The following is a 26,888-nucleotide window of genomic DNA, read 5'->3' on the forward strand; positions in this document are numbered from 1 at the left end:
TGCATGCAAGTGTCGCCAGGGAACGGCCGCCAGCCGAACACTAGAGTCCGGTCTTGAACCGAGGAGTCAGGAAGCTATCCAAATAGTCTGATGATTTTTGTCACAGCTGTGGATCGCGAGCTTCCATTGGGGGCTCGAAGAGGTTGACCTTACGCCGATAGTCGGTGGGCGTAATGCCCAGATGGGAACGGAAAAAGCGCGCAAAATGACTGGGTGCAGAAAAGCCTAGGTCGTAGGCGATGTCACCCACTGTGTCCGCTCCGTGCGTGAGACGTTGCACCGCAGCCTCGAAGCGCAGCACATTTGCATAGACTAGCGGAGTGACCTGGGTGTCGCGCTGGAAGAGGCTGAAGAAGTGGGCGCGCGACAAGCCGGCTTGGCTGGCCAGCGCATCGGCATCAAAGTCCTGCCCCACGTCCTGACGCATCTGTGCGATGGCGCGACGGACGCGCGGGTCCATAGCCGCCGGCGGGCGGCTGCGCAGTAGGCTGGCCAAATCGCGCCAGCCCGAGCAGCTCTCGATCACCTCGATAATCAGATCGAACAGCAGTTGTTCCAGGCGCATCGGGGAAACTTCATCGGCCCACCACAGCTCGAGCACGAACTCTTCAATGTTTTTTCGGGTGCGCGCATTGAGTTGTACCGTGGACTGGGAGAAAAAATGTGGATGTCCGGACTGGGCCAGCGAGCGCTGGATCTCAGCCAGCCAGCCCGGCTCAATGTAGAGCGCCAGGATCATTGTGCGCTCGGGCGCTGTGTGCTCGTAGGCATGGTGTTCCCAGGCGTTGACCAGCACTGCCAGATCGTCGGTCAGCGGTGCGAGCTGTCCTCGCACCCGAAAAGCGCTGTCTGCGCCACCAGCCTTGATCAGGATGTGGCAATGATGATGGGCGTGTCCCACCAGCGGCGCATTCATGTCGAGCAAGGCGACACGACCGAAGCGGCCCTGGAAAATCTTGACGGCAGAGGACACGTTAAATGACAACCCGGATAAGCGAACCTGGACAGCATAGCGGGCTGCGCCCAAGTTCGGCAAGCCGGATAACCCTAAGGACCGGGCCCCGTCGGTGCGCCCGGGTCCCAATGCCTTGGGTTCAGGAGGCGACCACGCCGGCGTTCTGATAGATGTGCTTGATTTCCAAAAAGTCGATCAGGGCGTCATAACCGTGCAGGCGGCCCAGGCCACTGCGTCGGTAGCCGCCGGTCTCAGCTTCAGCAAACAGTTTGTTGTGGTCATTGAGCCAGATTGTGCCGTTGCGCAGCGCGCGGGCCACGCGCATCTGGCGCGCTCCATCCCGGGTCCAGACGCTGGCCGACAGGCCGTACTCGGTGTGGTTGGCGCGCCGCACCGCGTCCTGCTCGTCCTCGAACTGCTCCAGCACGACGAAGGGACCGAAGATCTCATCCTGCACGAAGAAGGCGCCGGTGTCGCGATGTGCTACCAGCGTGGGGGTCATGAAATGGCCGCTGGAGGGCAGGCCGGCGGGGCGACCGCCGCGCAGGATGACCTCGTCGGCCAACTCGGTAGCCCGGGCAATCTCCTGGCTCACCCGCTGATGCGAAGGCGCATCGATCAGCGGACCAACCTGGGCTCCCTCCGCCTCGCCAGGAGCCACCACCAGCGCCTGCAGCGCCTGGCTGAGCGCAACCTTCATCTCGGCATAGCGTGAGGCATGCACCAGCACCCGGCGCGCCGCTGTGCACTGCTGGCCGGAGATGATGGTGGCGGCCGCCGCAAGCTGCGGAGCAATGCGCGCCACATCCACATCGTCGAACACCAGGCAGCAGGACTTGCCGCCCAGTTCCAGAGAAAGCTTCTTCATCGTCGGCGCAGCCGCGGCCATGATGCGCTGGCCGGTGGCGTTCGAGCCGGTGAAGCTGATCACATCCACGTCGGGCGAGGTGGTCAGCACCTGCGCCACCGCATGGCCGCGCTCGCTCACCAGGTTGAGCACACCGCGTGGCAGCTCGGCCACCGCGTGTAGCTCGGCCAGCACGGCCGCAGTGATAAGCGCGGTCTGCGGCGCCGGCTTGATGACCGTGGTGCAGCCCACGGCCAGGGCCGGCGTGAGCGAACGGATCAGCAGCACCACCGGCGCATTCCACGGCACGATGATGCCGGCCACGCCGGCTGGCTCCTTGAGCAGGGTGGAGTAGACACCGGGCTCTACCTCGAACACGTGGCCGGGGATGTAACGCGTCAGGCCAGCGTAGTAGCGGATCTCGGAGATGGCCCCTCCTATCTCCCCGCGCGACTGCGCCAGCACTTTGCCGTTCTCCAGTGTCAACAGGCGCGCCAGCTCATCGCTGCGGGCTTCCAGCCGGTCGGCCCACTTGAGCATCACCATCTGGCGCAACCGGGGTGACTGGGCCCAGTCCGGCCGATCGAAGGCGCGACGGGCAGCGGCAATCGCCGCTTCGGCGTCCACCAATTCACCGGCAGCGTAGCGGCCGATCACGCTGCCATCGGATGGGTTCACACTGGCCTCGAACTGGCCGCCATGGGAGGGCTGCCATTGGCCGTCAATAAGGTTAAGCGCTTGCTGGGACATCTCTTTTCCTCAATGCATCACGGAGCCGCCATCGACCACCACGACCTGACCGGTCACGAAGTCGCTGGCGGGGCTGGCCAGGTACAGCAGGGTGCCGCACAGGTCCTCGGGTGTCACCTCGCGCTTGATGGCGCGGGTGGCGATGTTGTTGGCGCTCATCGCACCCTTCCAGGCCGGGTTGGCCATGGTGTTTTCGCTGGCCGTCAGGCCTGGCGCCAGGGTGTTGACCCGGATGCCGGCATCACCCAGCTCACGCGCCAGGCTGCGGGTCATGGCCACCACCGCGCCCTTGGAGCTGACATAGTGCAGCAGCATGGGCGCGCCCTTGAAGACGGTGCCCGAGGCAATGTTAATGATCTTTCCGTAGCCTTGCGCCCGCATGGCCGGCAGCACTGCCTTGCTGCACTCAAAGGGACCGCGCACGTTGACAGCCATCACCTTGTCCCATTCGGCGCTCTCTATCTGCTCAAAGGGCTTGAGCGCCAGGTTGGTGAAGATGCCTGCGTTGTTAACCAAGATATCGATACGCCCGTAGGCCCGGATCGCGGCCTCGGCCATGGCGTGGGTGGATTCGGGCGAAGTCACATCCACGCGCACATCCAGAGCCTTCCCGCCTGCTGCGATGATCGCCTCCACCGTGGCCTGGCTGTCCACCACGTCAGCGCAGACCACGGCTGCACCTTCGGCCGCTAGCGCCTGCGCATATCGCGCACCTATGCCCTGAGCGGCACCGGTGACGATGGCAACCCGCCCAACTAGACGGGCGGCATCCTGATTGAATGTCTGGGTCATCTCGAAATCCTCATGAATGGGAGTTGCTGCGTTCCAACTGCTGCACCTCTAACTTGCGACGATCTTCTTCCTTGCGATGGGCATCCGACATGCCATTGAACAGGGTTCCGAACACGCCACGGTCGAGGTCGCTGGTGCCAAATAGCGCATCGCAGACCGGGAAGGTCAGGTTGAAGTTCCGGGTATGCATGAAATCGGGGTTATGGTGCAGAACATGCATGCGCCGAACGGTGTTGACCAGTGGCATGCGATCCAGCAGTGGATGCTCAATGTGGGACAGCGTGTGCAACCCCTCGTACATCAGGAAATAGCCTGCCATGCTGATCATTGCGATGTAGCCGGCGTTGGCCGTCCACAGTGCCGCCAGCACCAGCGCGGGCGGCAAGGCAGCCATAACGAACAGCACGGGGGCAAATGGCGGGAACAGCAGGGCCCGCCAATCGCGCTGACCGTGATAGTCCAGCGTCTTGTGCGAGAAAAACTGGTGGTGAGTCCCCACATGCCGCTTGTAGGCTGACTTCAGGACGCTTTTTGGGCTGTGCAGCAAATAACGATGCGCAGCCCACTCGGCCCAATTACCGAATAGGAACATTGGCAGCATCACAAACACCCATTCCTGCCAGCGGGAGGACGCTAGCTGGCTGGCACAGTACACAATAGTTCCCACCGTGAAACACAGCGTGAACGCCAAATGTATCTCTCCTCGGTACCAACCCGGTGTGGTCTCTCTGTATTCCTCTCGGAAGGCATTGGAACGGGCGACAATTTCTTGCTCTCGGTTCATGGCAGGCATCCTTTCATTCCAGCCCCAAAAATTTCCCGGCAAACGTCGAGTCGCCAAGCAACTGCTCACGACCACCCTCCAGCACAGTGCGACCGTTCTCGATCACATAGGCGCGCTCGACAAAGTCAAGCGCTCGGTGGGTGTTTTGCTCGACCAGGATCATGGTCACGCCCTCGGCGGCGATTTGGTGCAGCGCGGCGAGGATTTCGTCGATCAACTTGGGCGCCACGCCAATGAAGGGCTCGTCCAGCAGAAGCAGGCGAGGGCGAGACATCAGTGCGCGGCCGATGGCCACCATCTGCTGTTGCCCGCCGCTGAGCTCGCCGGCGTTCTGGGCGGCCTTCTCGCGCAGGATCGGGAACAGCGCGTAGACACGCGCCAGCGAAGCGTCCATGTCCCTGCGGTTGGCAGCGGCATACACCCCCATCTCCAGGTTCTCGAGCACACTCATCGTGGGGAACAGGCGGCGGCCCTCGGGCACCAGCGCGATACCGCCAGCGACGGTCTGCGCGGTCGAGACACGCTCCAACAACTGGCCGTCGTAGGTGATAGTGCCGCTGGCCTTGGGATACAAGCCAGCAATGGCGCCCATGGTGGTGGATTTGCCCGCGCCATTGGCGCCCAGCAGGCCTACTTTCTCGCCACGCCCGACCTCCAGCGACACATCCCACAGCGCTCGCAGCGGACCGTGATCCACGCTCAGGTTCTTCAAGCTCAGCATCCCTGTCCTCCTGTCTTTGCCGTTGGCGCAGCCGAGCCCAGGTAGGTGCTGAGCACACGCTCATTGCGCACCACCTCGGCCAGCGGGCCGTCGGCAATAAGGCTGCCTTGTTCCAGAGCAATCACGCGGTCTACCACCTTCTCCAGCGCGGAGAAGATGTGCTCGACCCAGATCACCGTCATGCCATAGCGATCGCGCACATGGCGGATGTGTTCGACAAAACGCTGCACCTCGGCCGGCGTCAGGCCCGAGGCCACCTCGTCGACCAGCAACAGACGTGGCTTGCAAGCCAGCGCGCGGGCGAATTCCAACGCTTTCTTCTCCTGCATCGACAGGCTGTCGGCGCGTTCGCGCAGGCGGTGGCCGAGCTCGGCGTACTCGATGAAAGCGCGGGCCTCGCGCATCGCGTCGCGCGGCGAAAGCGGCTGCTCGTTGAACATCAGCGGAATGGCGATGTTCTCCTGCACCGTGAGGTCACCGAAAGGACGCGGGATCTGGTAAGTGCGGCCTACGCCCAGGCGGGCGATCTGGTCACGGCTGCAATGCTTGAGGTCCTGACCAGCAAACAGCACTCGCCCGGCGGTGGGGGTGTAGACCCGCGATATGCAGTTGAACAGGGTGGTCTTGCCAGATCCGTTGGGGCCGATCAGGCCGACGATCTCGCCCGGCTGGATGCGCAGGCTCACATCATTGACCGCCACGTTGCCGCCAAACTGCATGCGAACCTGCTCCAGCTGGATCAACGGGGCGCCGCCCAAGTTGCCATGACGAGGCAACGGCAGGTCGTGCGCCGGGGCGGCCGCAGGCGTGCCGGCGTCGGACTCGCCCATGTACTCATGGTGCTCACGGGCCAGCGCGCGCAGCAGCGGCACATTCTGCACCCAGCGCGCGCGCAGGAAGCCGCCGGGCATGAAGCGCCCAATCAGCAGCACAATAAGTCCGTAAAGCGTGGCCTGAAAACCCTTGACGCTCACCAGCAGCCACTGCTGCAGCGTTGCCAGCACCAGCACGCCCACCAGCGGGCCCCAGCGCAAACCGGAGCCGGCGAACAGCACCATGGCCACCGGCACCAGGGCCACGTTCAGACCGAACACGGTGGCCGGGTCAATGTAGCTCATCTGCCAAGCCTGCACCGCACCTGCCGCCGCGCCAAAGGCGGCGCTGAGCACCAGCACGCTGCGCTTCACCGGTGCGATGCGCACGCCCACGGTCTCGGCCACCTGCTCGTCGTTTCGGATACTCTTGAGGGCGTAGCCGAAACGTGAGGTATTGATGCGCAGGGTGACCACAAAGGTCAACACGCACACGCCCAGCGCGATCAGGTAGGCCGGCTGCAACACCTGGGCCACCGGCAGTACGATACCGTCGGCGCCGTTGGTGATGGGTGTGAGGTTGTAGGCCAGCACCTCCACCAGCGGCAACAGGGCCAGCGTGGCGAAGGCAAAGTAGTCGCCATGCAGGCGAAACAGCGGCACGGAGATCAGCAGCGCGGCGAGCGCGGTGACCACCACCGCAAACCCGATGGCTACCCACAGCGGCCAGTGGCCCACCAGCAAGATGGCGAAGGCATAGGCCCCGATGCCGTAAAAGCAATAGTGCCCCAGGTTCACGTAGCCCATCTCGCCGGCCACCCAGTCCCAGCTCTGGCCCAGGATAAAGGCGATTAGCATCGTGAAGCCGATGGTGGTGAGATAGGCATTGCCCAGGAACGGCAGACTGGCCAGCGCTGCCACGCCGGCTGCACCTAGTAGCCAGCCAGTGCCTGTGTTCAGGCTCTTACTCATGTCTTTGCTCCCACGCCCTTGGGGTAGGCCACCAGGATCAGCAGCATTAGGATGACGCTGAGCGCGGGTGCCCATTCGGGTTTCCAGTAAAGGCCGGTAAGGCCCTCGGCGACGCCGAGGAAGATGCCGGCCAAGAGTGCCCCGGGCAGGTTTCCGACGCCACCGACCACGATGATGGTGAAGGCCTTGACCGTCAATCCGAAGCCCATGTAAGGGTCCACGGGGAAGGACAGCACGTACAGTACCGCGGCGATGGCCACGGTGGCCGAGCCGAAGGCGAAAGTCAGTGCCTTCATGCGGGTGCTCTGCACGCCGCAGATCTGCGCGCCTACAGGGTCCTGGGTGACGGCGCGCACCGCGCGGCCGAACCAGGTGCGCTTGAGGATCAGGTGCATCACCACGGTGAGTACCGCGATGCCCAGCAAGATCAGCAACTGGGTGGTGGAAACCACGATGTCGCCGAACTCCAAGGCCTCGAGCCGCAGCGGGATGTTGCGCTGGGTGGCACCAGCGGCCACCGCAGTCAGATCCGACAGGATCATCAGTGTGCCCACCGTGACCAGCACCGTGCCCACGGTGGCCTCGAAGTGGCTGCGCCGCGCCAGCGGCCGCAGCAGAACGTGGTAGTAGCCGTAGGCACAGACAAACAGTAGCGGCGCGAGCAGTGCAACGATCAGCAGCGGGTGCATCTGCCAGCCTGAATAGGCCAGGCTGGCCAGCACCCCGCTGACAGCCAAGAGCGTGCCATGCGCGAAGTTGAGAATACGCACGACCCCGTAGATCAGTGACAGCCCGAACGCAACCAGTGCGTACAGACCACCCAGCAGGGTGCCGCCGATCAGGACCTGGAGCAGGACTTCCATCGTGGTACCGCCTGCTTACTTCCAGCTCGGCGAGGGCCAGACCAGCTTGGCCGTAGATACCTCGGGCGGCCACACCACGTTGACCTTGCCACCGCTCATCTGCACGGTGAAAGCACTGGTGTCAGGGAAGCCGCGCTCATCAAAGGTTACGTCACCAGCGGGCGACTTGATGGTGGCCTTGAACAGTGCTTCCTTGACCTTCTCGCGGTCGACCACGCCGGCCTTCTCGATACCCTGGATCATGGCCAGGTAAGAGGTGAGACGACCCAGAGTCCAGATGTAGTCGAACATCGAGACGTCGGAACGCTTCATCACGGTTTCAACCAGATCGCTGTACGCGCCCTTCACACCGGGGTACCAACTCAGCTCGCCGGTCATGCCATCGATGTCCTTGCCCACTTGGCGGCTGAGCGCACCGGTCAGCATGGTGTGGTGAACGTCCATCGCGCGCACCTTGAGTTGGCGCATCTGCTGTACGAGCGGAACCGAGGCGTTGTCATAGGAGCTGATGTAGATCACATCGGCCTTGGCGGCCCGCACCTTGGCAATCAGGGCGGTGAAGTCCTTCAGTTCTGATGAGAAGGTTTCATTGCCCAGCACCTTCAGGCCCTGCCCCTCGGCCTTCTTACTCCAGGTGGCAGTTATTCCCTTCATCACTGGGTTGTCGTGGGTGATGAAGAAGATGGTTTGCGGCTTGGGACTGACCTTGCTCAGCATGTCAAAGTAGCGCGCCGACCAGTTGGGAACCACCGGGAACGGCGTGCCCCAGACGTATTTCAGGCCGCGGTCATAAACCGAGGGCGTGGCCACGTTCGCCATTACCATCGGAATCTTGTGCTTCTCGGCCACGGGGGGGACCGGGCCACCCAGAGAGGACCAGTCGGGTCCGACGAAGAAGTCCACCTTGTCCACGGAGGCCATCTTCTCGAATAGGGCTACGGCGGTGGCCGGCACGCTCTGGTCGTCATAGACCACGAATTTCAGAGGAAGCTTTTTGTTGCAGGCTTTGACCGCAATGCCACCAGCTTTGTTCACCTCCTCGGCGAACACCTCGGTCATCTTGCGCCAGCGGTCAGCCAGCGTGGAAAACGGGCCAGTCTCGGAGATCGTGGTTCCAAACACGATGGGCTCGCTGCACGAGCCTTGGGCGGCCTGAGCGGGCAACGCGGCCAATCCGGTGGTCAGCGCCGCGGCGCCAGCGGCTATTAGATGACTGAGTTTCTTCATTGCATGTCTCCTCGTTGTTGAATGGATAGGGGAATCCCGGGAAGCGGAAATCGGTAAGTGCGCCTAAGCCGGCGCAGTCTCAGGGTGTCGGTCCGCTCAGACCCTGCCAGCGCTGCACCAAGTCTCTGTGCTCGATGTCAAAGAGGTCGAGCACCCGTCCCACGGTGTGGTTGACCACTTCGTCGAGCGACCCTGGGCGGGTATAGAAGGCCGGTACTGGCGGGAAGACGATGCCGCCCATCTCGGTCACGGCGGTCATGTTGCGCAGATGAGCCAGGTTCAGCGGGGTCTCGCGTGCCAGCAGTACTAGGCGGCGGCGCTCCTTAAGCACCACGTCGGCGGCGCGGCTGACTAGGTTGTCGGCCATGCCGTGTGCGATCCCGGCCAGAGTCTTCATCGAGCAAGGGGCGATCACCATGCCGGCGGTGCGAAACGATCCACTGGAGACCGCCGCGCCGATGTCCTTGACGCTGTGCACGACGTCGGCCAGGGCCTCTATATCGGCGCGCTTGAGCCCCAGCTCCTCCGAGGCGGTCAGAACACCAGCATTGGAGAGCACCAAGTGGGTCTCCCACCCTGGCAGGGCCCGCAGTTGCTCCAGCAGGCGTACGCCGTAGATGACGCCACTGGCGCCGGTAATAGCCACGATCAAGCGCTGGGGCCGAATCGGACTCATGCGCTCACGGCTCCGGTATGCCAGTCGATACGTGCATTGCTTTGCACGACCGTCTCCGGGTCCACTTCCAGCTCACCCGGGACGCGTACGCGTGTGAATACGTGCTCGTGATAGACCACCGGTCGCGTCGCATCCAGCCCCATCTTGGCGCTAATGCCCTGCATGTGAGCCGGCGGCACGACGCCGGGGCCGAAGTCCTGTCCTACGGTGGTCGAAGGGTCGAGCACCGAACCTTGTGCCCCTTGGATGATCACCAAGTCACGGTCGGCCTGGAAGCGGGTAGCCACCGCCCACTCTACCTGTCTGGGGTCGTGAACCTCGACGTCATCGTCCACCACGACAACTTGCTTAATATCGTAATGTGCACCGAACGCTGCGCAAATCACGTTCTTGGGCTGTCCCTCGTGAATCTTGCGGATCTTGACAAACAGGTGATAACGCCCGACGCCACCAATTGACAGATGCACATCGATCACATTAGAGAAACTGCGCTGTAGATGCGCCAATATGGTGGCCTCGCGCGGAATGGAGCCCAGCAACAAATGCTCCATTTCGGCGGGCACGATGGTGTGATAAATCGGACTCTTGCGATGAGTGATTGCATCGACCTGGATCACTTCGCGATGCTCACGCGCACTGTAGTACCGGGGAAACTCTCCAAATGGTCCTTCCAGCTCGCGCACACTCGGCAGCAGGCGTCCCTCAATGACAATCTCGCTGGATGCTGGCACACGCACCTCGTTGGTCTGACACTTCACCACGGGCAAAGGCCGACCATGCAAGGCGCCTGCAATTTCCAGTTCGTCGTGGTCAATCGGGACCACCGCCTGTGAAGCCAGCAGCGTCAAGGGATCCACGCCGATCACCACGGCTACGTCTAGGGCTTGCTGCCTCGATTCGGCTTCCTTGTAGAAGGCCAGCAGATGGCGGGGCAGCATCAGTATGGCCATACGATTGCCGCTGTGTACCTGAATCCGGTTGATGGACACATTCTGGATTCCAGTGGTCGGATTACGCGCTATGACCAGCCCTGCCGTGATGTATGGTCCGTTATCGTGCTCGCTATGCGTTGGGATCGGCAATAGTCGCAGAACGTCCGCCTGCTTCAGAATGACCTCCTGACACGGCGCTTGCGAGGCTTCAACCTCTTGACACTTTAAGGGCTGATCCGCAGCCTCCCTGAATCGCTTCAACAAATCCTTCTCGCCAACTCCCATCGCCTCGGCAATCCAGGAGCGCTGCGACATGAAACCAGAAACAACGGGTATTTCATGTCCTTCGGGACTCGGAAAATAGGTGGCTTGGGCTCCATCAAAATGCTTGGAGATAGCGGCGAGTTGATGCTTCAGAGAAATACCCTTGCGCGCGACAACCAAGCGATTAGTACTTTCCAGCCTGGCCAGCCACTGGCGAAGACTTGCCCCCGGATGTCGGCTTTCTCGCGAAGGTTCATTCATGAGGGCGGCGTATGTCGCCGACTCCTCAATAGCTGGATATTCTTTACTGGAAGCTTTTTTTGTATCCATCATCTGTTCCGATAAGTCTTTCGCGCCTGTGCCGCAGCAGAGCGTCCGCTGTAGCTCATGAAAAGTGGAAATCTGCCGCGTCGTGTCAATCACGATCCGGCCATCAATCAGCGGTAATGTTTTTCTGGGAAATGACCCTCTTCCAGAGCGTCAATTGGCTTTCGACGAACGCTTTGAATTGGGCAGGCGTTCCTCCGTCTGGAATGACTCCCTGTTGCTCAAAGACTTTTCTTACTTCGGCAGAGGAAAGCGCGTCGTTGATGTCTCGATTGATCTTCTCGATCACCACGCGAGGCGTCCCTGCGGGAACGACAAAGCCGTGCCAAGATGAAACTTCGTAGCCAGAGACACCGGATTCACCCACGGTTGGCAAATGCGGCATCAGAGATGAGCGCCTCGAAGATGCAATCGCCAGCGCCCGAACCTTGCCCGACTGAATGAATGGAAGAACATGTGGCAAGGCGTCGAATGCCAAGTCGATCTGCCCTCCCGCCAGATCGGTGAGCATTGGCGTGCTTCCGCGATATGGCACCTGATTCAGATCGATCCCGGCAAGTGCCTCGAAGTAGGCCATAGCCAAGTGGTTCGAAGACCCCGAACCGGATGAACCGTAGTCGAATGCCTTAGGTTTCGACTTTGCCCGGCTTATGACGTCTCCAACGTTTCGCAGATCGGAGCGCGCATTTGCAACAAGGAGCATCGGCGAACGCCCAGCAAGCACCACCGGCGCAAAAGATTTTTCCGTGTCATAAGGCAGCGACTTGTAAAGCCAAGGATTCGCCGCGAACGGAAACTGCACCACCAGAAGCGTGTGTCCATCGGCCAGTGCCGTCGCAACGACTTGGGTGCCAATCACCGTCCCGCCGCCAGGTTTATTGTCGACAACCACCGGCTGTTTCCATGTCTTGCTCAGATGGACAGCAATTAGCCGCCCGAGTGTGTCGTTGAATCCACCAGGTGGATAAGGTACAACGATGCGCACCGGTCGCGACGGAAAGGCCCCTGCCACGGTGGATGAACTCGAATCATTTTGTGCGTTTGCTGGCAACGCCAGCCAGGCGCATAAAGCCACTGCGAACAAACAGCCCGAACCAATGACCCGATGAACAACGCCCGGCAATTTCTGCCGCAAGCCTCTAGATGCCACCATCACGCTGAAATCTCCTCAATATTGCTCGCCTCTTTTGTCGGCGAACTTGTTTGACGGCAAGTCTAGGAATATCAATAAATCACGTCAACTAATAAATAATGATTGCCATAATCACAATTCATGATATTTATTGCATGAGGACTCTCGCATGGACTTCCGGCAGTTGCAGTACTTTTTGACCCTCTACGAAGAAGGCTCTATGACCAAGGCGGCCAGTCGCCTGAACGTGGTTCAGCCAGCGATCAGCATGCAAGTCGCGAAGCTAGAGGATGAAGTCGACCAAAAGCTATTCACAAGGTCAACACGCGGCATGACACCAACACCCGCCGGAAGGCAGATGTACCAACTCTTCCGACCGATCATGGCTGACTTTTCAAGGGCTCGGGCGTTGATCCACCAGACCGATGGAGAGCTTTCTGGACATCTGGCAATAGGGGTCATCGCAAGCGTTGCGCAGGGCGTCATGGCAAATGTCATTGCCGATTACTCAACCCATCATCCACGCGTCACGCTATCGGTGAGTGATGGCTATACACCAGCGCTATGCCAAGCAGTCACCGAAGGCGAATTGGATGCGGCGATCATCAATCAGCCACGCCGTCGCTTGTCTCTAGATATCCATCCCGTGTTAAGCGAAGACTTTGTCCTTGCGACAGGTCCACTGCATAAGAGGATTGGCGAATCGATCAGCCTACGCCAGGTCGCAAAACTGAAGCTGGTTCTTCCCACTCGCTATCATGGACAGAGAGACATTCTTGACAGCTTTGCGCTTGCCGAAGGGCTCGAGCTTAATCCTGCAATCGAGATTGACTCCATAAATGCAATTCTTCAGCTTGTAGAGACGACAGCCATTGCAACAATACTGCCGCGGATCGTCGCCCGAGGCCCTGCGGCGACAGGGAGGCTAAAGGTGCACAAGATCGTTGATCCGTCATTGACGCGACAAGTCGTATGTGTAACCCATCCCCGTCGTCCCCCCTCCCCAGCCGCATCCGCGCTAATAGCTTTTCTGGTGAAGCACACCATGAATAATCGACATCCGGCAGAACGGGCTACCACCTAGCGACGTCACTCCAATACGTGCATGGCATCTTTTATGCAGCAAGACCAATTTCTAGATTCCCCGCTGTGGCACTTTTCGCTCAAGTTCTATTCGCGCCCCCGAGTACCCCCCGCCTGTTTGACACTGCAAGATATTGCAGGCGTTGACGTTTGCGTTTTACTTTTTTCTCTGTATTGCGCACACACAAAACGATTCATCTCACAACAGAAATTGCATCAATGCGATGAGAGACTAAGGGACTGGAGGAGCACTGTCATCCTGCCTCTGCGCCGAATTCGACGAGAAATGAAGACGAAACTTGCAACCACTCGCCTCGAAAGCATGAAGAAGGTGCGCCAACAGATTCAAAGTCTTGAGATCAATGCCGAACAAATCAGTCTCGCTATTCTTTACGAAGAATTTCAATCGCTGTCGCAAGACAATGCTGAAAATTCTGATGCGGCAACTCTTCTCAACGCAGTTGTTGAAATTTACGTTGCCGCAGAGAGAGTCGATCGCTCCACCCCAGACGGCGAATCCGTGCATTCTGCTATCGCGACGCTCTCTGATGAGTTGCGCCAAATAGCCATGTGATCTTTATTCCACCGTCACGCTTTTGGCCAGGTTCCTAGGTTTGTCCACATCCGTGCCTCGCGCGCATGCCGTGTGATACGCCAGCAACTGCAGCGGCACCACGTGCAGCAATGGTGACAAGGCGCCGTAGTGCTCGGGCATGCGGATGACGTGCAGGCCCTCGCTGCTTTCAATGTGGGTGTCGCTGTCGGCCAGCACATAGAGCACGCCGCCGCGGGCGCGCACCTCATGCAGGTTGCTCTTGAGCTTTTCCAGCAACGCATCATTGGGCGCCACCGTCACCACCGGCATTTCGCTGGTCACCAGCGCCAGCGGGCCGTGTTTGAGCTCGCCGGCCGGGTAGGCTTCAGCGTGGATGTAGCTGATTTCCTTCAGCTTGAGTGCCCCTTCCAGCGCAATCGGGTAATGCAGACCACGGCCAAGGAAGAGTGCGTTTTCCATGCGGGCAAAGTCCTCGGCCCAGCTGATGATCTGCGGCTCCAGCGCCAGCACAGCCTGCAAGGCCACCGGCAGGTGGCGCATGGCCTTCAGGTGTTGCGCTTCCTCTTCCTCGCTCAAGTGGCCACGCACCTGGGCCAGCGCCAGCGTGAGCAGGAAAAGGCCGGCCAGCTGGGTGGTAAAGGCCTTGGTGGAGGCCACGCCGATCTCCACACCGGCACGCGTGATGTAGGCCAGCTTGCACTCGCGCACCATGGCGCTGGTGGCCACATTGCAGATGGTCAGCGTCTGCTGCATGCCCAAGCTCTGCGCGTGACGCAGCGCCGCCAGTGTGTCGGCCGTCTCACCCGACTGGCTGATGGTGACCACCAGCGTGCGCGGGTTGGGCACGGAGTCGCGGTAACGGTATTCGCTCGCCACCTCCACCTGGGTCGGGATCTTGGCCATGCTTTCCAGCCAGTACTTGGCAGCGCAACCACTGTAGTAGCTGGTGCCGCAGGCCAGGATGAGGACGTTGTCGATCTCCTTGAACACGCGGTAGGCGCCATCACCGAACAGCTCGGGCACGATGCCTTCCACACCTTCCAGGGTGTCGGCGATGGCTCGCGGCTGCTCGAAGATCTCTTTCTGCATGTAGTGGCGATAGGGGCCGAGCTCGGCCGCGCCGCTGTGCGCCTGCACGGTCTTGACCTCGCGCTGCACGGGCTTGTGATGGCGATCCACCACCCAGTACTTGCCAAGCTGCACATCGACCACGTCGCCCTCTTCCAGGTAGACGATCTGGTCGGTGACGCCCGCCAGGGCCATGGCATCGCTTGCCAGGTAGTTGCTCACCCCGTCCTGGCCCACACCCAGGATCAGCGGTGAGCCGGCACGCGCGCCGATCACGCGCTGCGGTTCATCCTTATGGAAAACCGCAATGGCATAGGCGCCGTGCAACTGTTTGACAACGGCTTTCACCGTCTCAAACAGATCGCCGTCATAGAGCGAGTCCACCAGGTGGGCGATCACCTCGGTGTCGGTCTGGCTGTCGAACACGTAGCCGCGCTTCTGGAGTGCCGCGCGCAGTTCGTCGTGGTTCTCGATGATGCCGTTGTGCACCAGCGCCACACGACCCGGACGCTGCGCCGCATCGGCCCCAGGGCCATGGCTGAAGTGCGGGTGCGCGTTGTGCACCGCCGGTGCGCCGTGCGTGGCCCAGCGCGTGTGCGCAATGCCGATGAAGCCTTCCAGCGGCGCCTTGGCCACCTGCTCGGCCAATTCGGCCACACGCGAGGTGCTGCGCGCACGCTTCAGGCCACCGTCGGCATGCACAGCCACGCCGCAGGAGTCATAACCGCGGTATTCCAGCCGCTGCAGGCCTTGCACCAGAACAGGAACGATGTTGCGATTGGAAACGGCGCCGACGATGCCACACATGCTGGATATCTCCTCAAATGGATGGCCGATGGTAGAGCGCCCAATGAAAAATATCTGATTGATTTTTGTCGATTTTTGAACTTAAATTTCAAACATTATGTTGATTGAAATAATATTTCTCATATTATCAATAAATGGAACAAATATTCTTAGATAACACCGACCTGCTCTTGCTGGACATCCTGCAGCGTGACACCAGCCAGAGCAATCAGTACCTGGCGGCGCAGGCCCACATTTCACCGCCCACCTGCCTGCGCCGCGTCAAGCGCCTGACTGATGCCGGGTTGATTGAAAAACAGGTGGCAGTGCTGAGCGGCGACCGGTTGGCCCCCTTGATTGGCCACGGCTTGCAAGCCATTGTGGAGATCACACTGGACCGCCAAGGGGCGGAAGCGCTCGATGCCTTCGAGCAGCGCGTGGCCGCCGACGATGCCGTGCAGCAGTGCTATCGCGTCTCGCCCGGGCCGGACTTTGTGCTGGTGGTGCATGCACGCGACATGCCGGACTACCTGGCCCTGGCGCATCGCCTGTTCACCGGCGATGCCAATGTACGCAATGTCAAAGCCTTCTTCAGCGTGAAACGCAGCAAATTCGGCACGCAGGTGCCACTGCCCAAGCGCATGCCCTGAGCGGGCCGCTCACACTGCCAGCGGCAGCGTGAAGCGGATGCAGCAACCGGCGTCCGGCGCGCCCTCGGCGCGGATGCTGCCGCCATGGCGCTCGACAATCTTGCGTGCCAGCGCCAGGCCCAGGCCCTGACCTTCGAACTCGTTGGCACTGTGCAACCGCTGAAAGACATGAAACAGCTTGTCCTGCTGCTGAGGGTTGAAGCCCACGCCGTTGTCTCGCACGTACAGCAGGCATAAGCCGTCTTCGGCCGCGGCTTGCCAGCCGATGTTGATCACCGCCGGTGTGCGCGGCCGCGTGAACTTGAGCGCGTTGGACAGCAGGTGGCCCAACAGCTGCCGCACCAGCGCCGCATCACCACGCAGCGGCGGCACATCAGTCGCCACCTGCCAGTCAATCTGCCGCCCGGCGGCCTCACGTGCCAACTGCTGGCGCACCTCCTCGATCAGCACGCACAGGTTCAGCGTTGTCGCGTCCAGTGCCACCCGGTCCAGCTGCGCCCAGGCCATCAGCCCGTCAATCTGCTGGCCCATGAGCTTGGCCGCATTCGTCACCGTGGCAAGATAGGTCACGGCATCGTTCGTCGGCGTGCCCTCCAATTCCTCGCGCACCAGGGCCGCATAGGCATTGATGTGGCGCAGGTTGGCACGCAGGTCGTGCGACACCGTGTAGGCGAAGTCCCCCAGCGCTGCCTGCGCTGCCGCCAGTTGCCGTGCCAGTTGCTGCTGTGTCTGCCGGGCCAGCTGCAGTTCGGCTTGCAAGCGGATCAACTCTTGCTCTTGCGGGGAAACAGGCGCACTCATGGGCTCGGCCTTATTTCTTCTGTTTCACCGGCCGCGTCCAGTTGGCCACGCTCACCTGCGTGGCGCGTGCCACCGTCAGCGCGCCGGGCGCGGTGTCCTTGGTGATGGTGGAGCCGCCGCCGACCGTGCCGCCGGCGCCGATGGTGACCGGAGCCACCAGCACGCAGTTGCTGCCGATGTGCACATCGGCCTCGATCACGGTCTGGTGCTTGTTGGCACCGTCATAGTTGGCCGTGATGCTGCCCGCCCCGTAGTTGACACGCTCACCCAGGCTGGCATCACCCACATAGGCGAGGTGATTGGCTTTGGCACCGGCGGCCATGGTGGCATTCTTGACCTCGACGAAGTTGCCGATGTGCACCTCCTGGCCCAGCTTGGCACCGGGGCGCAGGCGGGCAAAGGGGCCCACCAGCGCACCGGGGCCGACCTCAACCATCTCCTTGTCACCGTGACCACCCTCGATATGGGTGTAGGGGTGGATCACGGCACCGGCGCCGATACGGGCATTCGAAATCACGCAGTTGGCACCGATGCGCACGCCTTCCCCCAACTGGACACTGCCCGAGAAGATGCAGTTGACGTCGATCTCCACGTCCTGCGCGCACTGCAGTTGCCCACGCACATCGAAACGCGCCGGGTCAGCCAGCCGCACGCCTTGCTCCATGAAGGCTTGGGCCTGCCGCAGTTGATGGGCACGCTCCAGCTCGGCCAGCTGCACCGGGCTGTTGATGCCCGCCACCTGCAGCGCGTCACTGATCTTGTGCGCCACTACCGGCACGCCCTCCGCCACGGCGAACTTCACCACATCGGTCAGGTAGTACTCGCCTTGCGCATTCTTGTTGTCCAGCCTAGCCAGCCAGGGCTTAAGCAGCCTGGCCGGCACGGCCATGATGCCGCTGTAGATTTCCTTGATCTGGCGCTGCGCATCACTGGCGTCCTTGTGCTCGACGATGGCCTGCACTGCCCCCGAACCGGTGCGCTCGATGCGGCCATAACCCGTGGGGTCGGCAAACTCGATCGTCAGCAGCGCCAGCTTGTTCCCGCCGCACGCACTGATGAGCGCCTGCAGCGTGTCAACTTGCGTCAAAGGAACATCGCCCGACAGCACCACCACCACACCGTCATCCGGCAGAACAGGCACCGCCTGCTGCACCGCATGGCCGGTGCCGAGCTGCGGCTCCTGCCGCACGAATTCCATGCCAAATCCGGCCCTAGCCCTTGCTGGCTGTGCGAGTCCTGCTTCAACTTCCATAGCACCGTGCCCGGTGATCACGACCACGCGGCGCGCATCCAGGCCTGCCGCGGTGTCCACCACATGCTGCAGCAGTGCACGCCCGGCCAATCGGTGCAACACTTTGGGCAGTTTGCTTTTCATGCGGGTGCCCTTGCCGGCGGCCATGATGACCACATCCACTGCCTGTTGGGACTGAACCATGCTTTTCTCGTTTGCTTCTGTCATGTTGAATTTCAGACGCCTGCCGGCGCTCCTGCCCCACATTATCGGCGCCGGGCTGCTGCTGGTTTTTCTGGGCGGCTGCAGCGCCGTCCGAATTGGCTACAACAACGCCCCGGCCCTGGCCTACTGGTGGCTGGACAGCTACATCGACTTCAACGATGCCCAGGCGGCGCAGGTGCGCGACAGCCTGAACACGCTGCAGGCCTGGCACCGCAAGACCGAGCTGCCGGCCTACGCCGAACTGCTACGCCAGATGCAGGGCGCGGCCAGCGGGCCGGTCACGCCGCAGCAGGTGTGCGAGTTCAGCGACCGGATCCGCCTGCACGTGCAGCGCCTGGGCGAACAGGCGGCCGAGGGCATGAGCCGCGTGGTGCCCACGCTCCAGCCGGAGCAGCTGCGCCACCTGGCGCTGCAGTTTGACAAGCACAACAAGACATGGCGCGAAGAATGGCTGGACGGCACCCCGGCCGAGCTGTCGGCACGCCGGCTGAAAAAGGCTGTCGAGAGGGCAGAGAACTTTTATGGCCGGCTGGAAGAACCTCAACTGAGTGCCCTGCGCCAGAGCTTGAGCCGATCAAGCTTCGACCCCCGGTTGAGCTGGCAATGGCGGCTGAGTCGCCAGCAGGATGTGCTGAGGGTCTTCAAGGAGCATGGCAACGGCGACCGAACCGCGCACGTCAAGGCCGAGATGCTGGCACTGCTGCAGCGCAACCTGAACTCGCCCGAGGCAGCCTATCGCGACCAGTTTGAACAGATGCTGTCTGAAAGCTGCCGCACGCTGGCCGCCCTGCACAACAGCACCAATGCGGCGCAACGGCGCCAGCTGCTGGAGAAGCTGCAGGCCTACGAGGCCGATGCACGCGCCCTGGCGGCAGACAAATAAAAGGGCCTGCTTTCGCAGGCCCCGCACAGGTCAGCCGGCAGCGTTCAGCCCTGCAGCGCCGCCCACATTTCCTTGTCACGCTCAGCTGTCCAGATGCGCGGGTTCTTGATGCCGCTGGCCTCGTCGTAGGCACGGGTCACGTCGAACGGCAGGCAGTGCTCGTAGATGAAGACCTTGCCAAACACCGGGTCCATGCTCTTGCGCGTGTGCGCCATGGCGGCCTTCAGGTCCATCTTCTGCGCCACGGCTTCCTTGCCCGCCGTGTACAGCGTCTCGACCCAGCGCTTGGTGTAGTCCAGCGCCTTGTTGACTTCTGTCTGCCCTTTCATCGCCTCGCCGCGGCCCGGCACGATGGCTTCGGCTTTGAGGGCGCGCAGCGCTTCCAGCGTGGCCGGCCACTCTTCGAGCTGCGCATCACCAGTGTAGACGCCGGCCTCGTACTCCACCAGGTCACCCGAATACAGCACCTTCTCGTCTTCCACCCAGGCGATGGTGTCGCCACGCGTGTGGCCCGGGCCCGGGCTCCAGATCTGCACCACCACGCCGCCCAGGTTGATCGACAGCTTGCCTGGCACCTCGCCCTTCATCGGGTTGCCACCGCCGATCACCATGCTCGGCCAAGTCAGCCCCGGCACCGTTTCAGCATTGCGGAACAGGCGTGGGAAACGCTCCATCTCGCTTTTCATGTCCTGTGCGCCGCGCTCGCGGATCAGCTCCAGCGTGCCCTGGCTGGCAATGATCTCTGTGGCGCCCTCGGCCACAAAGGCGCTGGCGCCCAGCACGCGCACCGCGTGGTAGTGCGTCAGCAGCACGTACTTGATCGGCTTGTCGCTGATGGTCCGGATCTTCTTGATGAGGTCCTGCGCCATGGCCGGTGTGGCGGTGGCGTCGCTCACCAGGATGCAGTTGTCGCCGATGATGACGCCCGAATTCGGGTCGCCTTCGGTGGTGTAGGCCCAGCAGTGCTTGCTGAGTTGCTCAAAGGTGATTTTCTTGTCGGTCAGGTCGGCTTGCGAGGCAAAGGCTTTGCTCATGGTGTCTCCGGTAGGGTCTGGATCAGGGGGCATCGGGGTACGGCCCCGATTTTATTTAAGCGTAACGCATTACGGATGGTGAAACCTAAAACCCGAGCCGCCGGGTCCACCGTCACTTGGCCAGACCGCGCTCCAGCATGGCAATCACCTCATCGGCAAAGGCCGTGTAGCTCAGGGTGCCGCCCGGACGCAGCCAGGTGAAGGTCCAGTTGATCATGCCGAACAGCATCATGGTGATGGCGGTCTGGTTGCGTGCATTCAGCCGCCCCGGATAGGCACGTTTGAGCATGTGCGTGACAGCGGCCACCACGTCGCGCTGACGGTTGAAGATCTGCTCGCGCTGCACCTCGCCCAGAAACTTGGTGTCATGCAACAGCGCCACATGGCGGGTGGCCGAGGTCTCGTACTCCTGCAGGAAACAGCGCACCAGCTCATGCAGTGTGGCACGGTCGTCCAGGTTGCGCCGCTGCGCCGTGGCCTGCACTTGGCCGACAAGGGCCAGCAGTTGCTGGGTATAGCGGTCCAGCAAGTCAAAGAGGATGGACTCCTTGCTGCCGTAGTAGTGGTACAGCCGCGCCTTGGACGTGCCGCAGGCGGTGGCAATGTCGTTCATGCTGGCCGCGGGATAGCTCTTGTCGGCAAAGCACTGCGCCGCGATGTCGAGGATCTCGTCGCGCTTGAGCTCGTGGGACGCGGATTTGGGGCGAGCCATGGCGGGATGCGTGCAGCTAGACCGGCCAGACCACGCCGTTGTCGTTCAGGATGGCGTCGAGCGGCACATCGTGCGGCTCGGGCTCGAAGTCGGACAGGAAACCCTGGGTGAAACCCAGTCCCACGGTGAACGGCTTGGGCTGGAGCGCGGCCAGCGTACGGTCGTAGAAACCGCCGCCGTAACCCAGGCGGTAGCCGCCGGGGCCGTAGCCAACGCAGGGCACGAACAGCAGCGTGGGCACGATCAGCTTGGTGTCCTTCGGCTTCGGGATGCCATAGGCGTCCTCCTCCATGGGGCAACCGGGGTACCAGGCGTGGAAGGTGAGCGTCTTGTGCACCTTGTCGATCACCGGCAGGCCGATACGGCGCGGCTGCGGCTGGTCGATCAACTCGCCGTCCTCCTTCCAGCGGTGCAGCGCCGGCAGCGGGTCGAATTCGCCTTTGATCGGCCAGTAGGCACCGATCACGGCATCCGTGCGACCCACCAGCCAGATGCGCATGACCTGCTGCAACAAGGTTGCGCGTTGTCGGCGATCGGGCAGGTTCAGGCGTTGGGTAATGAGTTGCTGACGCAGAGCCTTCTTTTCCAGCGCCCTTTTTTCCTCAGATGTGTCCATAATTCCCACATGCAGTTTCAAGCCATTCTGACATCGATCGCCTTGGTGGCAGGTCTGATGTTGCCACACGCCAGCGCCGTTGCCGCTCCCAAGGCCAAACCCCGTCCGCAAACCGTCGACGATGCCGTCATCCTGGACATGAACCAGGCCTTCAAGAAAGGCGACCGCAAGCGCCTCTCCGCGCTGCTGCCGCAAGTGCAGGGCCATGTGCTGGAGCCCTGGGGCGCCTACTGGGAACTGGCCGCTCGGCTGGATGAGGCCGGCCCGACAGAAATACGGGCCTTCCTGAGCCGCTATGCCGGAACCTACCAGGAAGACCGCCTGCGCAACGACTGGCTGCTCCTGCTGGGCAAACGGCGCGACTGGGCCACCTTCGCCGCCGAGTACCCCAAGTTCCGCATGAACGACGACCGTGCCGTGCGCTGTTATGCGCTGCTGAATGAGGCCCAGACCAGCGGTGCCGACGTGGCCGCCCAGGTGCAGGACTTGTGGCTGGCACAGAAGGACACCGACGAAGGCTGCGCCGCGGCCGCCGCTCAGCAACTGGAAGCCGGCAAGCTCAAGCCCCATGCGGCTTGGCTGCGCGCCCGCCTGGGCTTCGAGAACGAACGCCCCCGTGTCGCCGCGCAGGCAGTGGGCCTGCTCAATGATGACTGGGTGACCAGCGTCAACGCCATTTATGCAAACCCGGTGCGTTTCCTCGACGACAAGATCACCGCCCTGCGCCCGCGCACCAAGGAACTGGTGACACTGGCGCTGATCCGGCTGGCCAGCACCGACACCACGGCCGCCATGGACGAGATGAACAAGGTGCGCTGGCGCACCCAGCTCACGCAGGAAGAACGCAGCTGGGTCTGGGGCGTGATCGGCAAACGCGCCGCGCGCCGTCTGCAAGACGGTGCCATCAACCAGTTCGCCCATGCACAAGACCAGTACCTCAACGGCGACCACCTGACCTGGAAGGTACGTGCCGCCTTGCGCGCCGGTGCCTGGCAGGAGGTACTGAATGCCACGGCCGCCATGCCGGACGCACAACGCCAGGACCCCGCCTGGATCTACTGGCGCGGGCGCGCCCTGCTGGCGCTGGCCGGCAAACCGGACGCACCGGCCCAGGCCCGAGCCCTGTTCGAGTCGATCGCCTCGCCGCGCGGCTTCTACGAACAGCTGGCGCAGGAGGAACTGGGCCGACCGATCACCGTGCCGCCCAAGCCCGAACCGCTGACAGCCGCCGAGAAAGAGGCCGCACAGGCCAACCCTGGCCTGCGCCGCGCGCTGTATGCCATTCAGGCCGGGCTGCGTGCCGAGGGCGTGCGCGAGTGGAACTACACCGTCGGTGCGCACCAGCGCGGCGGCCTGTCCGACCGTGAACTGCTGGCTGCCGCCCAGCTGGCCTGCGACCAACAGGTCTGGGATCGCTGCATCAACACCAGCGAACGCACCAGGACCGTCATCGACTTCGAGCAGCGTTTCCCGATGCCGTTCAAGAGTGCCGTGGTGCAGCGCGCCGGCCAGATCGAGCTTGACCCGGCCTACGTCTATGGCCTGATCCGGCAGGAAAGCCGCTTCATCATGGATGCGCAATCCAGCGTTGGCGCTTCCGGTCTGATGCAGGTCATGCCAGCCACAGCACGCTGGACGGCCAAACGCATCGGCCTCGCCGACTTCAAGCCGCACCAGATCACCGACCGCGACACCAATATCGCCATCGGCACCGGCTACCTCAAGCTGGTACTGGACAGCTTTGACGGCTCCATGCCGCTGGCCGCCGCTGCCTACAACGCCGGCCCGAGCCGCTCACGCGCCTGGCGCGGCCAGGACGGCGACCCGATGCTGGAAGCCGCCATCTGGGCCGAGAACGTGCCCTTCAACGAGACGCGCGATTACGTGAAAAAAGTGCTGTCCAACACCACCAACTACGCCGCGCTCATCACCGGTCGGCCGCAGTCGCTCAAGGCCCGGCTGGGCCAGGTCGGCCCGCAACGCCCGGGCAAGAGCGACGCCTACGAAGACCTGCCATGACAAAGGTGCTGCTGCTCGGCGGTACCGGTTTCGTCGGCCGCCACGTCTGCGAGAAGCTGGCACGGCTGGGCTGGCGCATCACCGTGCCGACGCGGCGCACCAGCCAGGCACAACACCTGCAGCATCTGCCGCTGCTGGAGGTGGTCGCGGCCGATGTGCATGACGAAGCGACGCTGAGGCAACTGGTCAGCGGCCACGATGCCGTTGTCAACCTGGTGGCCATCCTGCACGGCACCGCAGCGACGTTCGAGCGCACGCATGTCGAGCTGCCGGCCAAGCTGGCACGTGCCTGCCTGACGAACGGCGTGCCACGGCTGGTGCATGTCAGCGCCCTGGGGGCCGAACCCGCCGCGGCCGACACGGCCCCCTCGTTTTACCTGCGCAGCAAGAGTCGGGGCGAAGCCGTTCTGCAAGCCGCCGCCCATGACGGCCTGCAGCTCACGGTGCTGCGCCCCAGCGTCATCTTCGGTGCCGACGACCAGTTCCTCAACCTGTTCGCCCGCCTGCAGCGCGTGTTCCCTGTCATGCCCTTGGCCGGCGCACAGGCGCGCTTCCAGCCGGTCTGGGTGGAAGACGTCGCACAGGCGATCGCGTGCTGTCTGCAAGACCCGGCCACCATCGGCCAGACCTTCGAGGCTTGCGGCCCGGACATCGTCACACTCAAGCAACTGGTCCAGCTGGCGGGCCGCTGCAGCGGCTTGCGTCACGCCCGACCGGTCATCCCTCTGCCCATGGCACTGGGGCGGCTACAGGCCGGCTTGATGGAACTGCTGCCAGGCCAGCCGCTGATGAGCCGGGACAACGTCGATTCGATGCGCACCGATAACGTCGCCAGCGGCCGGCTGCCCGGCCTGGCCGCGCTGGGCATCACGCCGTCGGCCCTGGGCGCCATCGCGCCCAGCTACCTGGGCCAGAACGACCGTTACGTGACACTGCGCGGCCAGTACCGGCGTTCTTGAGCTGCTGCGCGCAACGCTGCCGCGCGCTACCATGAGGCCGTCTGACGGAGGTCCCCATGCTCAAGCTCTTCATCGGCAACAAAAACTACTCGTCCTGGTCCATGCGGCCCTGGGTTCTGATGCGCCAGACCGGTATCCCGTTCGAAGAGGTGCCGGTGCGCTTCGACTCGTTTGATGCCGGTTCGCAGTTCAAGCAAACGCTGGCCGGCCTCAGCCCCACCGGCAAGGTACCGGTGCTGCAGGATGGCGAACTGATCATCTGGGACACGCTGGCGATTGCCGAGTACCTGGCCGAGGCATTTCCCGAGAAAACTCTCTGGCCACAGGGCGTGGCCGCGCGGGCGCGGGCCCGCAGCATCTGCGCCGAGATGCACGCCGGTTTCACCGCGCTGCGCAGCCACTGCCCGCAGAACATCGAGGCCTCACTGCCTGACGTCGGCGCCCTGATCTGGCGCGACCAGCCCGCCGTGCGCGCCGATGTGGCCCGGCTGATGGCCATGTGGGAAGAGCTGCTGGCACAGCAGGGCGGGCCACTGCTGTTCGGCGATTTCACGATTGCCGACGCTTACTTCGCCCCGGTCTGCATGCGCCTGAAAACCTATGCCCTGCCGGTACCGCCGGCCGTGGCTGACTACATCGAGCGCGTGGCGGCATTGCCCGGCGTGGCCGCCTGGCTTGCGCAAGCGCGCGCCGAACAGGACTTCCGCGCCTTCGAGGAACCCTACCGCCTGCAGCGCTGAGGTCTGGCTGCACACGCTCGGCCTCCCCGCTTTTCTCCATAATGGAGGCTCATGTTGCTCCTCCATTGATGAAAAAGAAAAACAAGCACTTGCTGGCCCAGGCCGCCTTGGTCATGGCATTGGCCCATGCGGCTGCTTCGCAGGCCCAGCCCTTGAGCTTCGAATCGGCGTGGCAGCGCCTGCTCAGTAACTCGGACAAACTGGCCGCCGCGCAATCGGCTGTCGACAGCAAGCGCCTGCAAGGCGAAGGGCTCAAGGGCCTGGGCGGTCCGGTGGTCAGCGTCACCGGCGCCAGTTACGTCTACAACGCCAACCTTAACATCAACCTCGACCCTGTGAACCAGGGCATTGCGCAGGCTACGCAGTCATTGCCGGCACCGTTGAAGAACGTGCCCATCACCGTCTCGCCGCTGCCATCGCAATACATCTACAACCGGCATGAATCAGCCACCAACGCCTCGGTCTCCGCCGTCTGGCCGATCTATACGGGCGGGGCGGCCGACAGCATGCGCGGCTTCGTCAAGGCCCAAGGCGACGAAGCCCAAGCCGACGCGGCACGCACCAACCAAGAGCTCGCGACGCTGCTCGCGCAGCGTTACTTCGGCGCCCAGCTCGCCTCCCGTGCGGCCCGCCTGCGCGCGGCGGCCCGCGACAACGTGGCGCGACACGACAGCACTGCCGAACGCCTGCTGGCAGCGGGCCTGATCTCGCGCATCGAGCGGCTGCAGGCCCAGAGTGCCTACGAAGAGGCCAAACGCAATGCCTTGAAGGCGCAGGATGATGCCGACATGGCCATGCTCGCGCTGGCACGCACCATCAAGGTGAGCGGTCCGGTCGAGGCGCTGTCGCCGTTGTTCGTCATCTCGCAGCCGCTGGAGCCGCTGCCGCATTTCACCGAGGCCGCACTGCGGCGCCACCCCGGCCTCGACAAGGTGGCGGCCAAGAAGGCACAGGCTGAGCAATTGCACGAAGGCGAGGAAGCCATGCGACGCCCGCAAGTCTTTGCCTTCGGCCAGCACCAGATCAAAAACGACAACCCGGACTGGGTCGCCGGCATCGGTGTGCGCTGGACCTTGTGGGATGCGGTGAACCGCGACACCCTGGCCGCCGCCTCGCTCAAGCAGATCGAACAGGCCGAGCGTACCGACGCCCAGGCACGCAATGACATCGCGTTGCTGGTCGAGAAGAACTGGCGTGCCCTGGAAAACGCGCGGCGCCAGTTCCTGGGACAGCAGACCTCGGCCGAGCTGGCTGCCGAGGTGCTGCGCCTGCGCACCGCTGCCTTGCGTGAAGGCACAGGCACGGCGCTTGAGCTGATCGATGCCGAAACCAACAGGGCCAAGGTGCAGACCGAGCGCGCCCAGGCCGCTTACGAGTACGTCATGGCCTTGGCCAACCTGCTGGAAAGCTGCGGCCTGTCCGAAGAATTCAGCGCCTACATGGCACGCGCCGACGTGCGCGTGGAGTGAAC

Annotated in this window: 25 protein-coding genes; 8 read left to right on the plus strand and 17 right to left on the minus strand. The window is 62.6% G+C overall.

The genetic code is table 11. The features are described from left to right. Positions 1 to 100: 100 nt before the first annotated feature. The 11 genes from CDE01S_RS03685 to CDE01S_RS03735 form a co-directional block, all read right to left on the minus strand. Entirely contained in the window at positions 101 to 973 is an 873-nt protein-coding gene (locus CDE01S_RS03685) for an AraC family transcriptional regulator (RefSeq protein WP_066703927.1), read from the minus strand. A 121-nt stretch (positions 974 to 1,094) separates the two neighbouring features. Beyond that, positions 1,095 to 2,552, minus strand: a complete 1,458-nt coding sequence (locus CDE01S_RS03690; RefSeq protein ID WP_066703930.1) for an aldehyde dehydrogenase family protein — start codon at positions 2,550 to 2,552, stop codon at positions 1,095 to 1,097. A 9-nt stretch (positions 2,553 to 2,561) separates the two neighbouring features. Beyond that, the gene (locus CDE01S_RS03695; protein ID WP_066703933.1) at positions 2,562 to 3,344 is read right to left on the minus strand and encodes an SDR family NAD(P)-dependent oxidoreductase; all 783 of its coding nucleotides are present in this window, start codon (positions 3,342 to 3,344) and stop codon (positions 2,562 to 2,564) included. A gap of 10 nt (positions 3,345 to 3,354) precedes the next feature. After that, positions 3,355 to 4,128 (minus strand): sterol desaturase family protein, encoded by a 774-nt coding sequence (locus tag CDE01S_RS03700; protein WP_066704289.1) that lies wholly within the window; start codon positions 4,126 to 4,128, stop codon positions 3,355 to 3,357. 13 nt (positions 4,129 to 4,141) lie between these two features. Next, on the minus strand, positions 4,142 to 4,849 hold the full coding sequence (locus CDE01S_RS03705) for an ABC transporter ATP-binding protein (protein WP_066703936.1): 708 nt from the start codon (positions 4,847 to 4,849) through the stop codon (positions 4,142 to 4,144). Beyond that, complete coding sequence (locus tag CDE01S_RS03710; protein ID WP_066703938.1) at positions 4,843 to 6,633, minus strand: branched-chain amino acid ABC transporter ATP-binding protein/permease; 1,791 nt, start codon at positions 6,631 to 6,633, stop codon at positions 4,843 to 4,845. Before CDE01S_RS03710 ends, CDE01S_RS03705 begins: the two co-directional genes overlap by 7 nt. Continuing rightward, positions 6,630 to 7,496 carry a branched-chain amino acid ABC transporter permease gene (locus CDE01S_RS03715; RefSeq protein WP_066703942.1) on the minus strand — a complete coding sequence of 289 codons (867 nt, stop codon included), beginning with the start codon at positions 7,494 to 7,496 and terminating at the stop codon, positions 6,630 to 6,632. Before CDE01S_RS03715 ends, CDE01S_RS03710 begins: the two co-directional genes overlap by 4 nt. A gap of 15 nt (positions 7,497 to 7,511) precedes the next feature. Continuing rightward, on the minus strand, positions 7,512 to 8,723 hold the full coding sequence (locus CDE01S_RS03720; RefSeq protein WP_066703945.1) for an amino acid ABC transporter substrate-binding protein: 1,212 nt from the start codon (positions 8,721 to 8,723) through the stop codon (positions 7,512 to 7,514). A gap of 79 nt (positions 8,724 to 8,802) precedes the next feature. Beyond that, positions 8,803 to 9,399 carry a UbiX family flavin prenyltransferase gene (locus tag CDE01S_RS03725; protein ID WP_066703947.1) on the minus strand — a complete coding sequence of 199 codons (597 nt, stop codon included), beginning with the start codon at positions 9,397 to 9,399 and terminating at the stop codon, positions 8,803 to 8,805. Beyond that, positions 9,396 to 10,856 (minus strand): UbiD family decarboxylase, encoded by a 1,461-nt coding sequence (locus tag CDE01S_RS03730; protein ID WP_157077038.1) that lies wholly within the window; start codon positions 10,854 to 10,856, stop codon positions 9,396 to 9,398. Before CDE01S_RS03730 ends, CDE01S_RS03725 begins: the two co-directional genes overlap by 4 nt. A 172-nt stretch (positions 10,857 to 11,028) precedes the next feature. Continuing rightward, positions 11,029 to 12,075 carry a tripartite tricarboxylate transporter substrate binding protein gene (locus CDE01S_RS03735; protein ID WP_084382684.1) on the minus strand — a complete coding sequence of 349 codons (1,047 nt, stop codon included), beginning with the start codon at positions 12,073 to 12,075 and terminating at the stop codon, positions 11,029 to 11,031. 148 nt (positions 12,076 to 12,223) lie between these two features. On the opposite strand from CDE01S_RS03735, the gene CDE01S_RS03740 reads away from it, so the two are divergent. Continuing rightward, positions 12,224 to 13,138: a LysR family transcriptional regulator gene (locus tag CDE01S_RS03740; protein ID WP_066703949.1), complete on the plus strand. Its 915-nt coding sequence runs from the start codon at positions 12,224 to 12,226 to the stop codon at positions 13,136 to 13,138. Positions 13,139 to 13,171: 33 nt separating this feature from the next. Continuing rightward, positions 13,172 to 13,711, plus strand: coding sequence for a TIGR02444 family protein (locus CDE01S_RS18075; protein WP_169802237.1), 540 nt, complete (start codon positions 13,172 to 13,174; stop codon positions 13,709 to 13,711). A gap of 3 nt (positions 13,712 to 13,714) precedes the next feature. Here the strand turns inward: CDE01S_RS18075 and glmS are convergent, their stop codons facing one another. Next, the gene (glmS, locus tag CDE01S_RS03750) at positions 13,715 to 15,568 is read right to left on the minus strand and encodes a glutamine--fructose-6-phosphate transaminase (isomerizing) (protein WP_066703954.1); all 1,854 of its coding nucleotides are present in this window, start codon (positions 15,566 to 15,568) and stop codon (positions 13,715 to 13,717) included. Between the two features lie 134 nt (positions 15,569 to 15,702). Here glmS and CDE01S_RS03755 point away from each other — a divergent pair, with 134 nt between their 5' ends. Then, positions 15,703 to 16,197 carry an Lrp/AsnC family transcriptional regulator gene (locus tag CDE01S_RS03755; protein WP_066703956.1) on the plus strand — a complete coding sequence of 165 codons (495 nt, stop codon included), beginning with the start codon at positions 15,703 to 15,705 and terminating at the stop codon, positions 16,195 to 16,197. A gap of 9 nt (positions 16,198 to 16,206) precedes the next feature. On the opposite strand, the gene CDE01S_RS03760 is transcribed toward CDE01S_RS03755, so the two are convergent. After that, complete coding sequence (locus CDE01S_RS03760; protein ID WP_084382687.1) at positions 16,207 to 16,998, minus strand: sensor histidine kinase; 792 nt, start codon at positions 16,996 to 16,998, stop codon at positions 16,207 to 16,209. A gap of 10 nt (positions 16,999 to 17,008) precedes the next feature. Further along, the gene (gene glmU, locus CDE01S_RS03765; RefSeq protein WP_066704298.1) at positions 17,009 to 18,433 is read right to left on the minus strand and encodes a bifunctional UDP-N-acetylglucosamine diphosphorylase/glucosamine-1-phosphate N-acetyltransferase GlmU; all 1,425 of its coding nucleotides are present in this window, start codon (positions 18,431 to 18,433) and stop codon (positions 17,009 to 17,011) included. Positions 18,434 to 18,455: 22 nt separating this feature from the next. On the opposite strand from glmU, the gene CDE01S_RS03770 reads away from it, so the two are divergent. Further along, entirely contained in the window at positions 18,456 to 19,337 is an 882-nt protein-coding gene (locus tag CDE01S_RS03770) for a DUF6279 family lipoprotein (protein ID WP_066703961.1), read from the plus strand. A 44-nt stretch (positions 19,338 to 19,381) separates the two neighbouring features. On the opposite strand, the gene CDE01S_RS03775 is transcribed toward CDE01S_RS03770, so the two are convergent. The 3 genes from CDE01S_RS03775 to CDE01S_RS03785 all read right to left on the minus strand — a co-directional run bounded on the left by CDE01S_RS03775 (position 19,382) and on the right by CDE01S_RS03785 (position 21,672). Beyond that, entirely contained in the window at positions 19,382 to 20,371 is a 990-nt protein-coding gene (locus tag CDE01S_RS03775; RefSeq protein ID WP_066703964.1) for an MBL fold metallo-hydrolase, read from the minus strand. Between the two features lie 112 nt (positions 20,372 to 20,483). Beyond that, positions 20,484 to 21,083 (minus strand): TetR/AcrR family transcriptional regulator, encoded by a 600-nt coding sequence (locus CDE01S_RS03780; RefSeq protein WP_066703967.1) that lies wholly within the window; start codon positions 21,081 to 21,083, stop codon positions 20,484 to 20,486. A 16-nt stretch (positions 21,084 to 21,099) separates the two neighbouring features. After that, entirely contained in the window at positions 21,100 to 21,672 is a 573-nt protein-coding gene (locus CDE01S_RS03785; protein ID WP_066704300.1) for a 5-formyltetrahydrofolate cyclo-ligase, read from the minus strand. Positions 21,673 to 21,708: 36 nt separating this feature from the next. Between CDE01S_RS03785 and CDE01S_RS03790 the strand changes: the two genes are divergently transcribed. The 4 genes from CDE01S_RS03790 (at position 21,709) to CDE01S_RS03805 (ending at position 26,886) form a co-directional block, all read left to right on the plus strand. Continuing rightward, complete coding sequence (locus CDE01S_RS03790; RefSeq protein ID WP_066703970.1) at positions 21,709 to 23,718, plus strand: lytic transglycosylase domain-containing protein; 2,010 nt, start codon at positions 21,709 to 21,711, stop codon at positions 23,716 to 23,718. After that, positions 23,715 to 24,677 carry a complex I NDUFA9 subunit family protein gene (locus CDE01S_RS03795; protein ID WP_066703971.1) on the plus strand — a complete coding sequence of 321 codons (963 nt, stop codon included), beginning with the start codon at positions 23,715 to 23,717 and terminating at the stop codon, positions 24,675 to 24,677. The genes CDE01S_RS03790 and CDE01S_RS03795 overlap by 4 nt, the downstream gene beginning before the upstream one ends. A 56-nt stretch (positions 24,678 to 24,733) precedes the next feature. Beyond that, on the plus strand, positions 24,734 to 25,417 hold the full coding sequence (locus tag CDE01S_RS03800; RefSeq protein ID WP_066703973.1) for a glutathione S-transferase family protein: 684 nt from the start codon (positions 24,734 to 24,736) through the stop codon (positions 25,415 to 25,417). 68 nt (positions 25,418 to 25,485) lie between these two features. Next, positions 25,486 to 26,886: a TolC family protein gene (locus tag CDE01S_RS03805; RefSeq protein WP_157077032.1), complete on the plus strand. Its 1,401-nt coding sequence runs from the start codon at positions 25,486 to 25,488 to the stop codon at positions 26,884 to 26,886. The last annotated feature ends 2 nt before the right edge of the window (positions 26,887 to 26,888 follow it).

Origin of the sequence: Curvibacter delicatus NBRC 14919 (genome assembly GCF_001592265.1) — a bacterium.
GTDB classification, from domain to species: Bacteria; Pseudomonadota; Gammaproteobacteria; order Burkholderiales; family Burkholderiaceae_C; genus Hylemonella; species Hylemonella delicata.

What these genes read in the sequence shown, in the direction of transcription:
- CDE01S_RS03690 (WP_066703930.1), bottom strand. Translation starts at nt 2,552, where the DNA reads ATGTCCCAGCAAGCGCTTAACCTTATTGACGGCCAATGGCAGCCCTCC.
- CDE01S_RS03695 (WP_066703933.1), bottom strand. Translation starts at nt 3,344, where the DNA reads ATGACCCAGACATTCAATCAGGATGCCGCCCGTCTAGTTGGGCGGGTT.
- CDE01S_RS03700 (WP_066704289.1), bottom strand. Translation starts at nt 4,128, where the DNA reads ATGAACCGAGAGCAAGAAATTGTCGCCCGTTCCAATGCCTTCCGAGAG.
- CDE01S_RS03705 (WP_066703936.1), bottom strand. Translation starts at nt 4,849, where the DNA reads ATGCTGAGCTTGAAGAACCTGAGCGTGGATCACGGTCCGCTGCGAGCG.
- CDE01S_RS03710 (WP_066703938.1), bottom strand. Translation starts at nt 6,633, where the DNA reads ATGAGTAAGAGCCTGAACACAGGCACTGGCTGGCTACTAGGTGCAGCC.
- CDE01S_RS03715 (WP_066703942.1), bottom strand. Translation starts at nt 7,496, where the DNA reads ATGGAAGTCCTGCTCCAGGTCCTGATCGGCGGCACCCTGCTGGGTGGT.
- CDE01S_RS03720 (WP_066703945.1), bottom strand. Translation starts at nt 8,723, where the DNA reads ATGAAGAAACTCAGTCATCTAATAGCCGCTGGCGCCGCGGCGCTGACC.
- CDE01S_RS03725 (WP_066703947.1), bottom strand. Translation starts at nt 9,399, where the DNA reads ATGAGTCCGATTCGGCCCCAGCGCTTGATCGTGGCTATTACCGGCGCC.
- CDE01S_RS03730 (WP_157077038.1), bottom strand. Translation starts at nt 10,856, where the DNA reads ATGAATGAACCTTCGCGAGAAAGCCGACATCCGGGGGCAAGTCTTCGC.
- CDE01S_RS03735 (WP_084382684.1), bottom strand. Translation starts at nt 12,075, where the DNA reads ATGGTGGCATCTAGAGGCTTGCGGCAGAAATTGCCGGGCGTTGTTCAT.
- CDE01S_RS03740 (WP_066703949.1), top strand. Translation starts at nt 12,224, where the DNA reads ATGGACTTCCGGCAGTTGCAGTACTTTTTGACCCTCTACGAAGAAGGC.
- CDE01S_RS18075 (WP_169802237.1), top strand. Translation starts at nt 13,172, where the DNA reads ATGCAGCAAGACCAATTTCTAGATTCCCCGCTGTGGCACTTTTCGCTC.
- glmS (WP_066703954.1), bottom strand. Translation starts at nt 15,568, where the DNA reads ATGTGTGGCATCGTCGGCGCCGTTTCCAATCGCAACATCGTTCCTGTT.
- CDE01S_RS03755 (WP_066703956.1), top strand. Translation starts at nt 15,703, where the DNA reads ATGGAACAAATATTCTTAGATAACACCGACCTGCTCTTGCTGGACATC.
- CDE01S_RS03760 (WP_084382687.1), bottom strand. Translation starts at nt 16,998, where the DNA reads ATGAGTGCGCCTGTTTCCCCGCAAGAGCAAGAGTTGATCCGCTTGCAA.
- glmU (WP_066704298.1), bottom strand. Translation starts at nt 18,433, where the DNA reads ATGGTTCAGTCCCAACAGGCAGTGGATGTGGTCATCATGGCCGCCGGC.
- CDE01S_RS03770 (WP_066703961.1), top strand. Translation starts at nt 18,456, where the DNA reads ATGTTGAATTTCAGACGCCTGCCGGCGCTCCTGCCCCACATTATCGGC.
- CDE01S_RS03775 (WP_066703964.1), bottom strand. Translation starts at nt 20,371, where the DNA reads ATGAGCAAAGCCTTTGCCTCGCAAGCCGACCTGACCGACAAGAAAATC.
- CDE01S_RS03780 (WP_066703967.1), bottom strand. Translation starts at nt 21,083, where the DNA reads ATGGCTCGCCCCAAATCCGCGTCCCACGAGCTCAAGCGCGACGAGATC.
- CDE01S_RS03790 (WP_066703970.1), top strand. Translation starts at nt 21,709, where the DNA reads ATGCAGTTTCAAGCCATTCTGACATCGATCGCCTTGGTGGCAGGTCTG.
- CDE01S_RS03795 (WP_066703971.1), top strand. Translation starts at nt 23,715, where the DNA reads ATGACAAAGGTGCTGCTGCTCGGCGGTACCGGTTTCGTCGGCCGCCAC.
- CDE01S_RS03800 (WP_066703973.1), top strand. Translation starts at nt 24,734, where the DNA reads ATGCTCAAGCTCTTCATCGGCAACAAAAACTACTCGTCCTGGTCCATG.
- CDE01S_RS03805 (WP_157077032.1), top strand. Translation starts at nt 25,486, where the DNA reads ATGAAAAAGAAAAACAAGCACTTGCTGGCCCAGGCCGCCTTGGTCATG.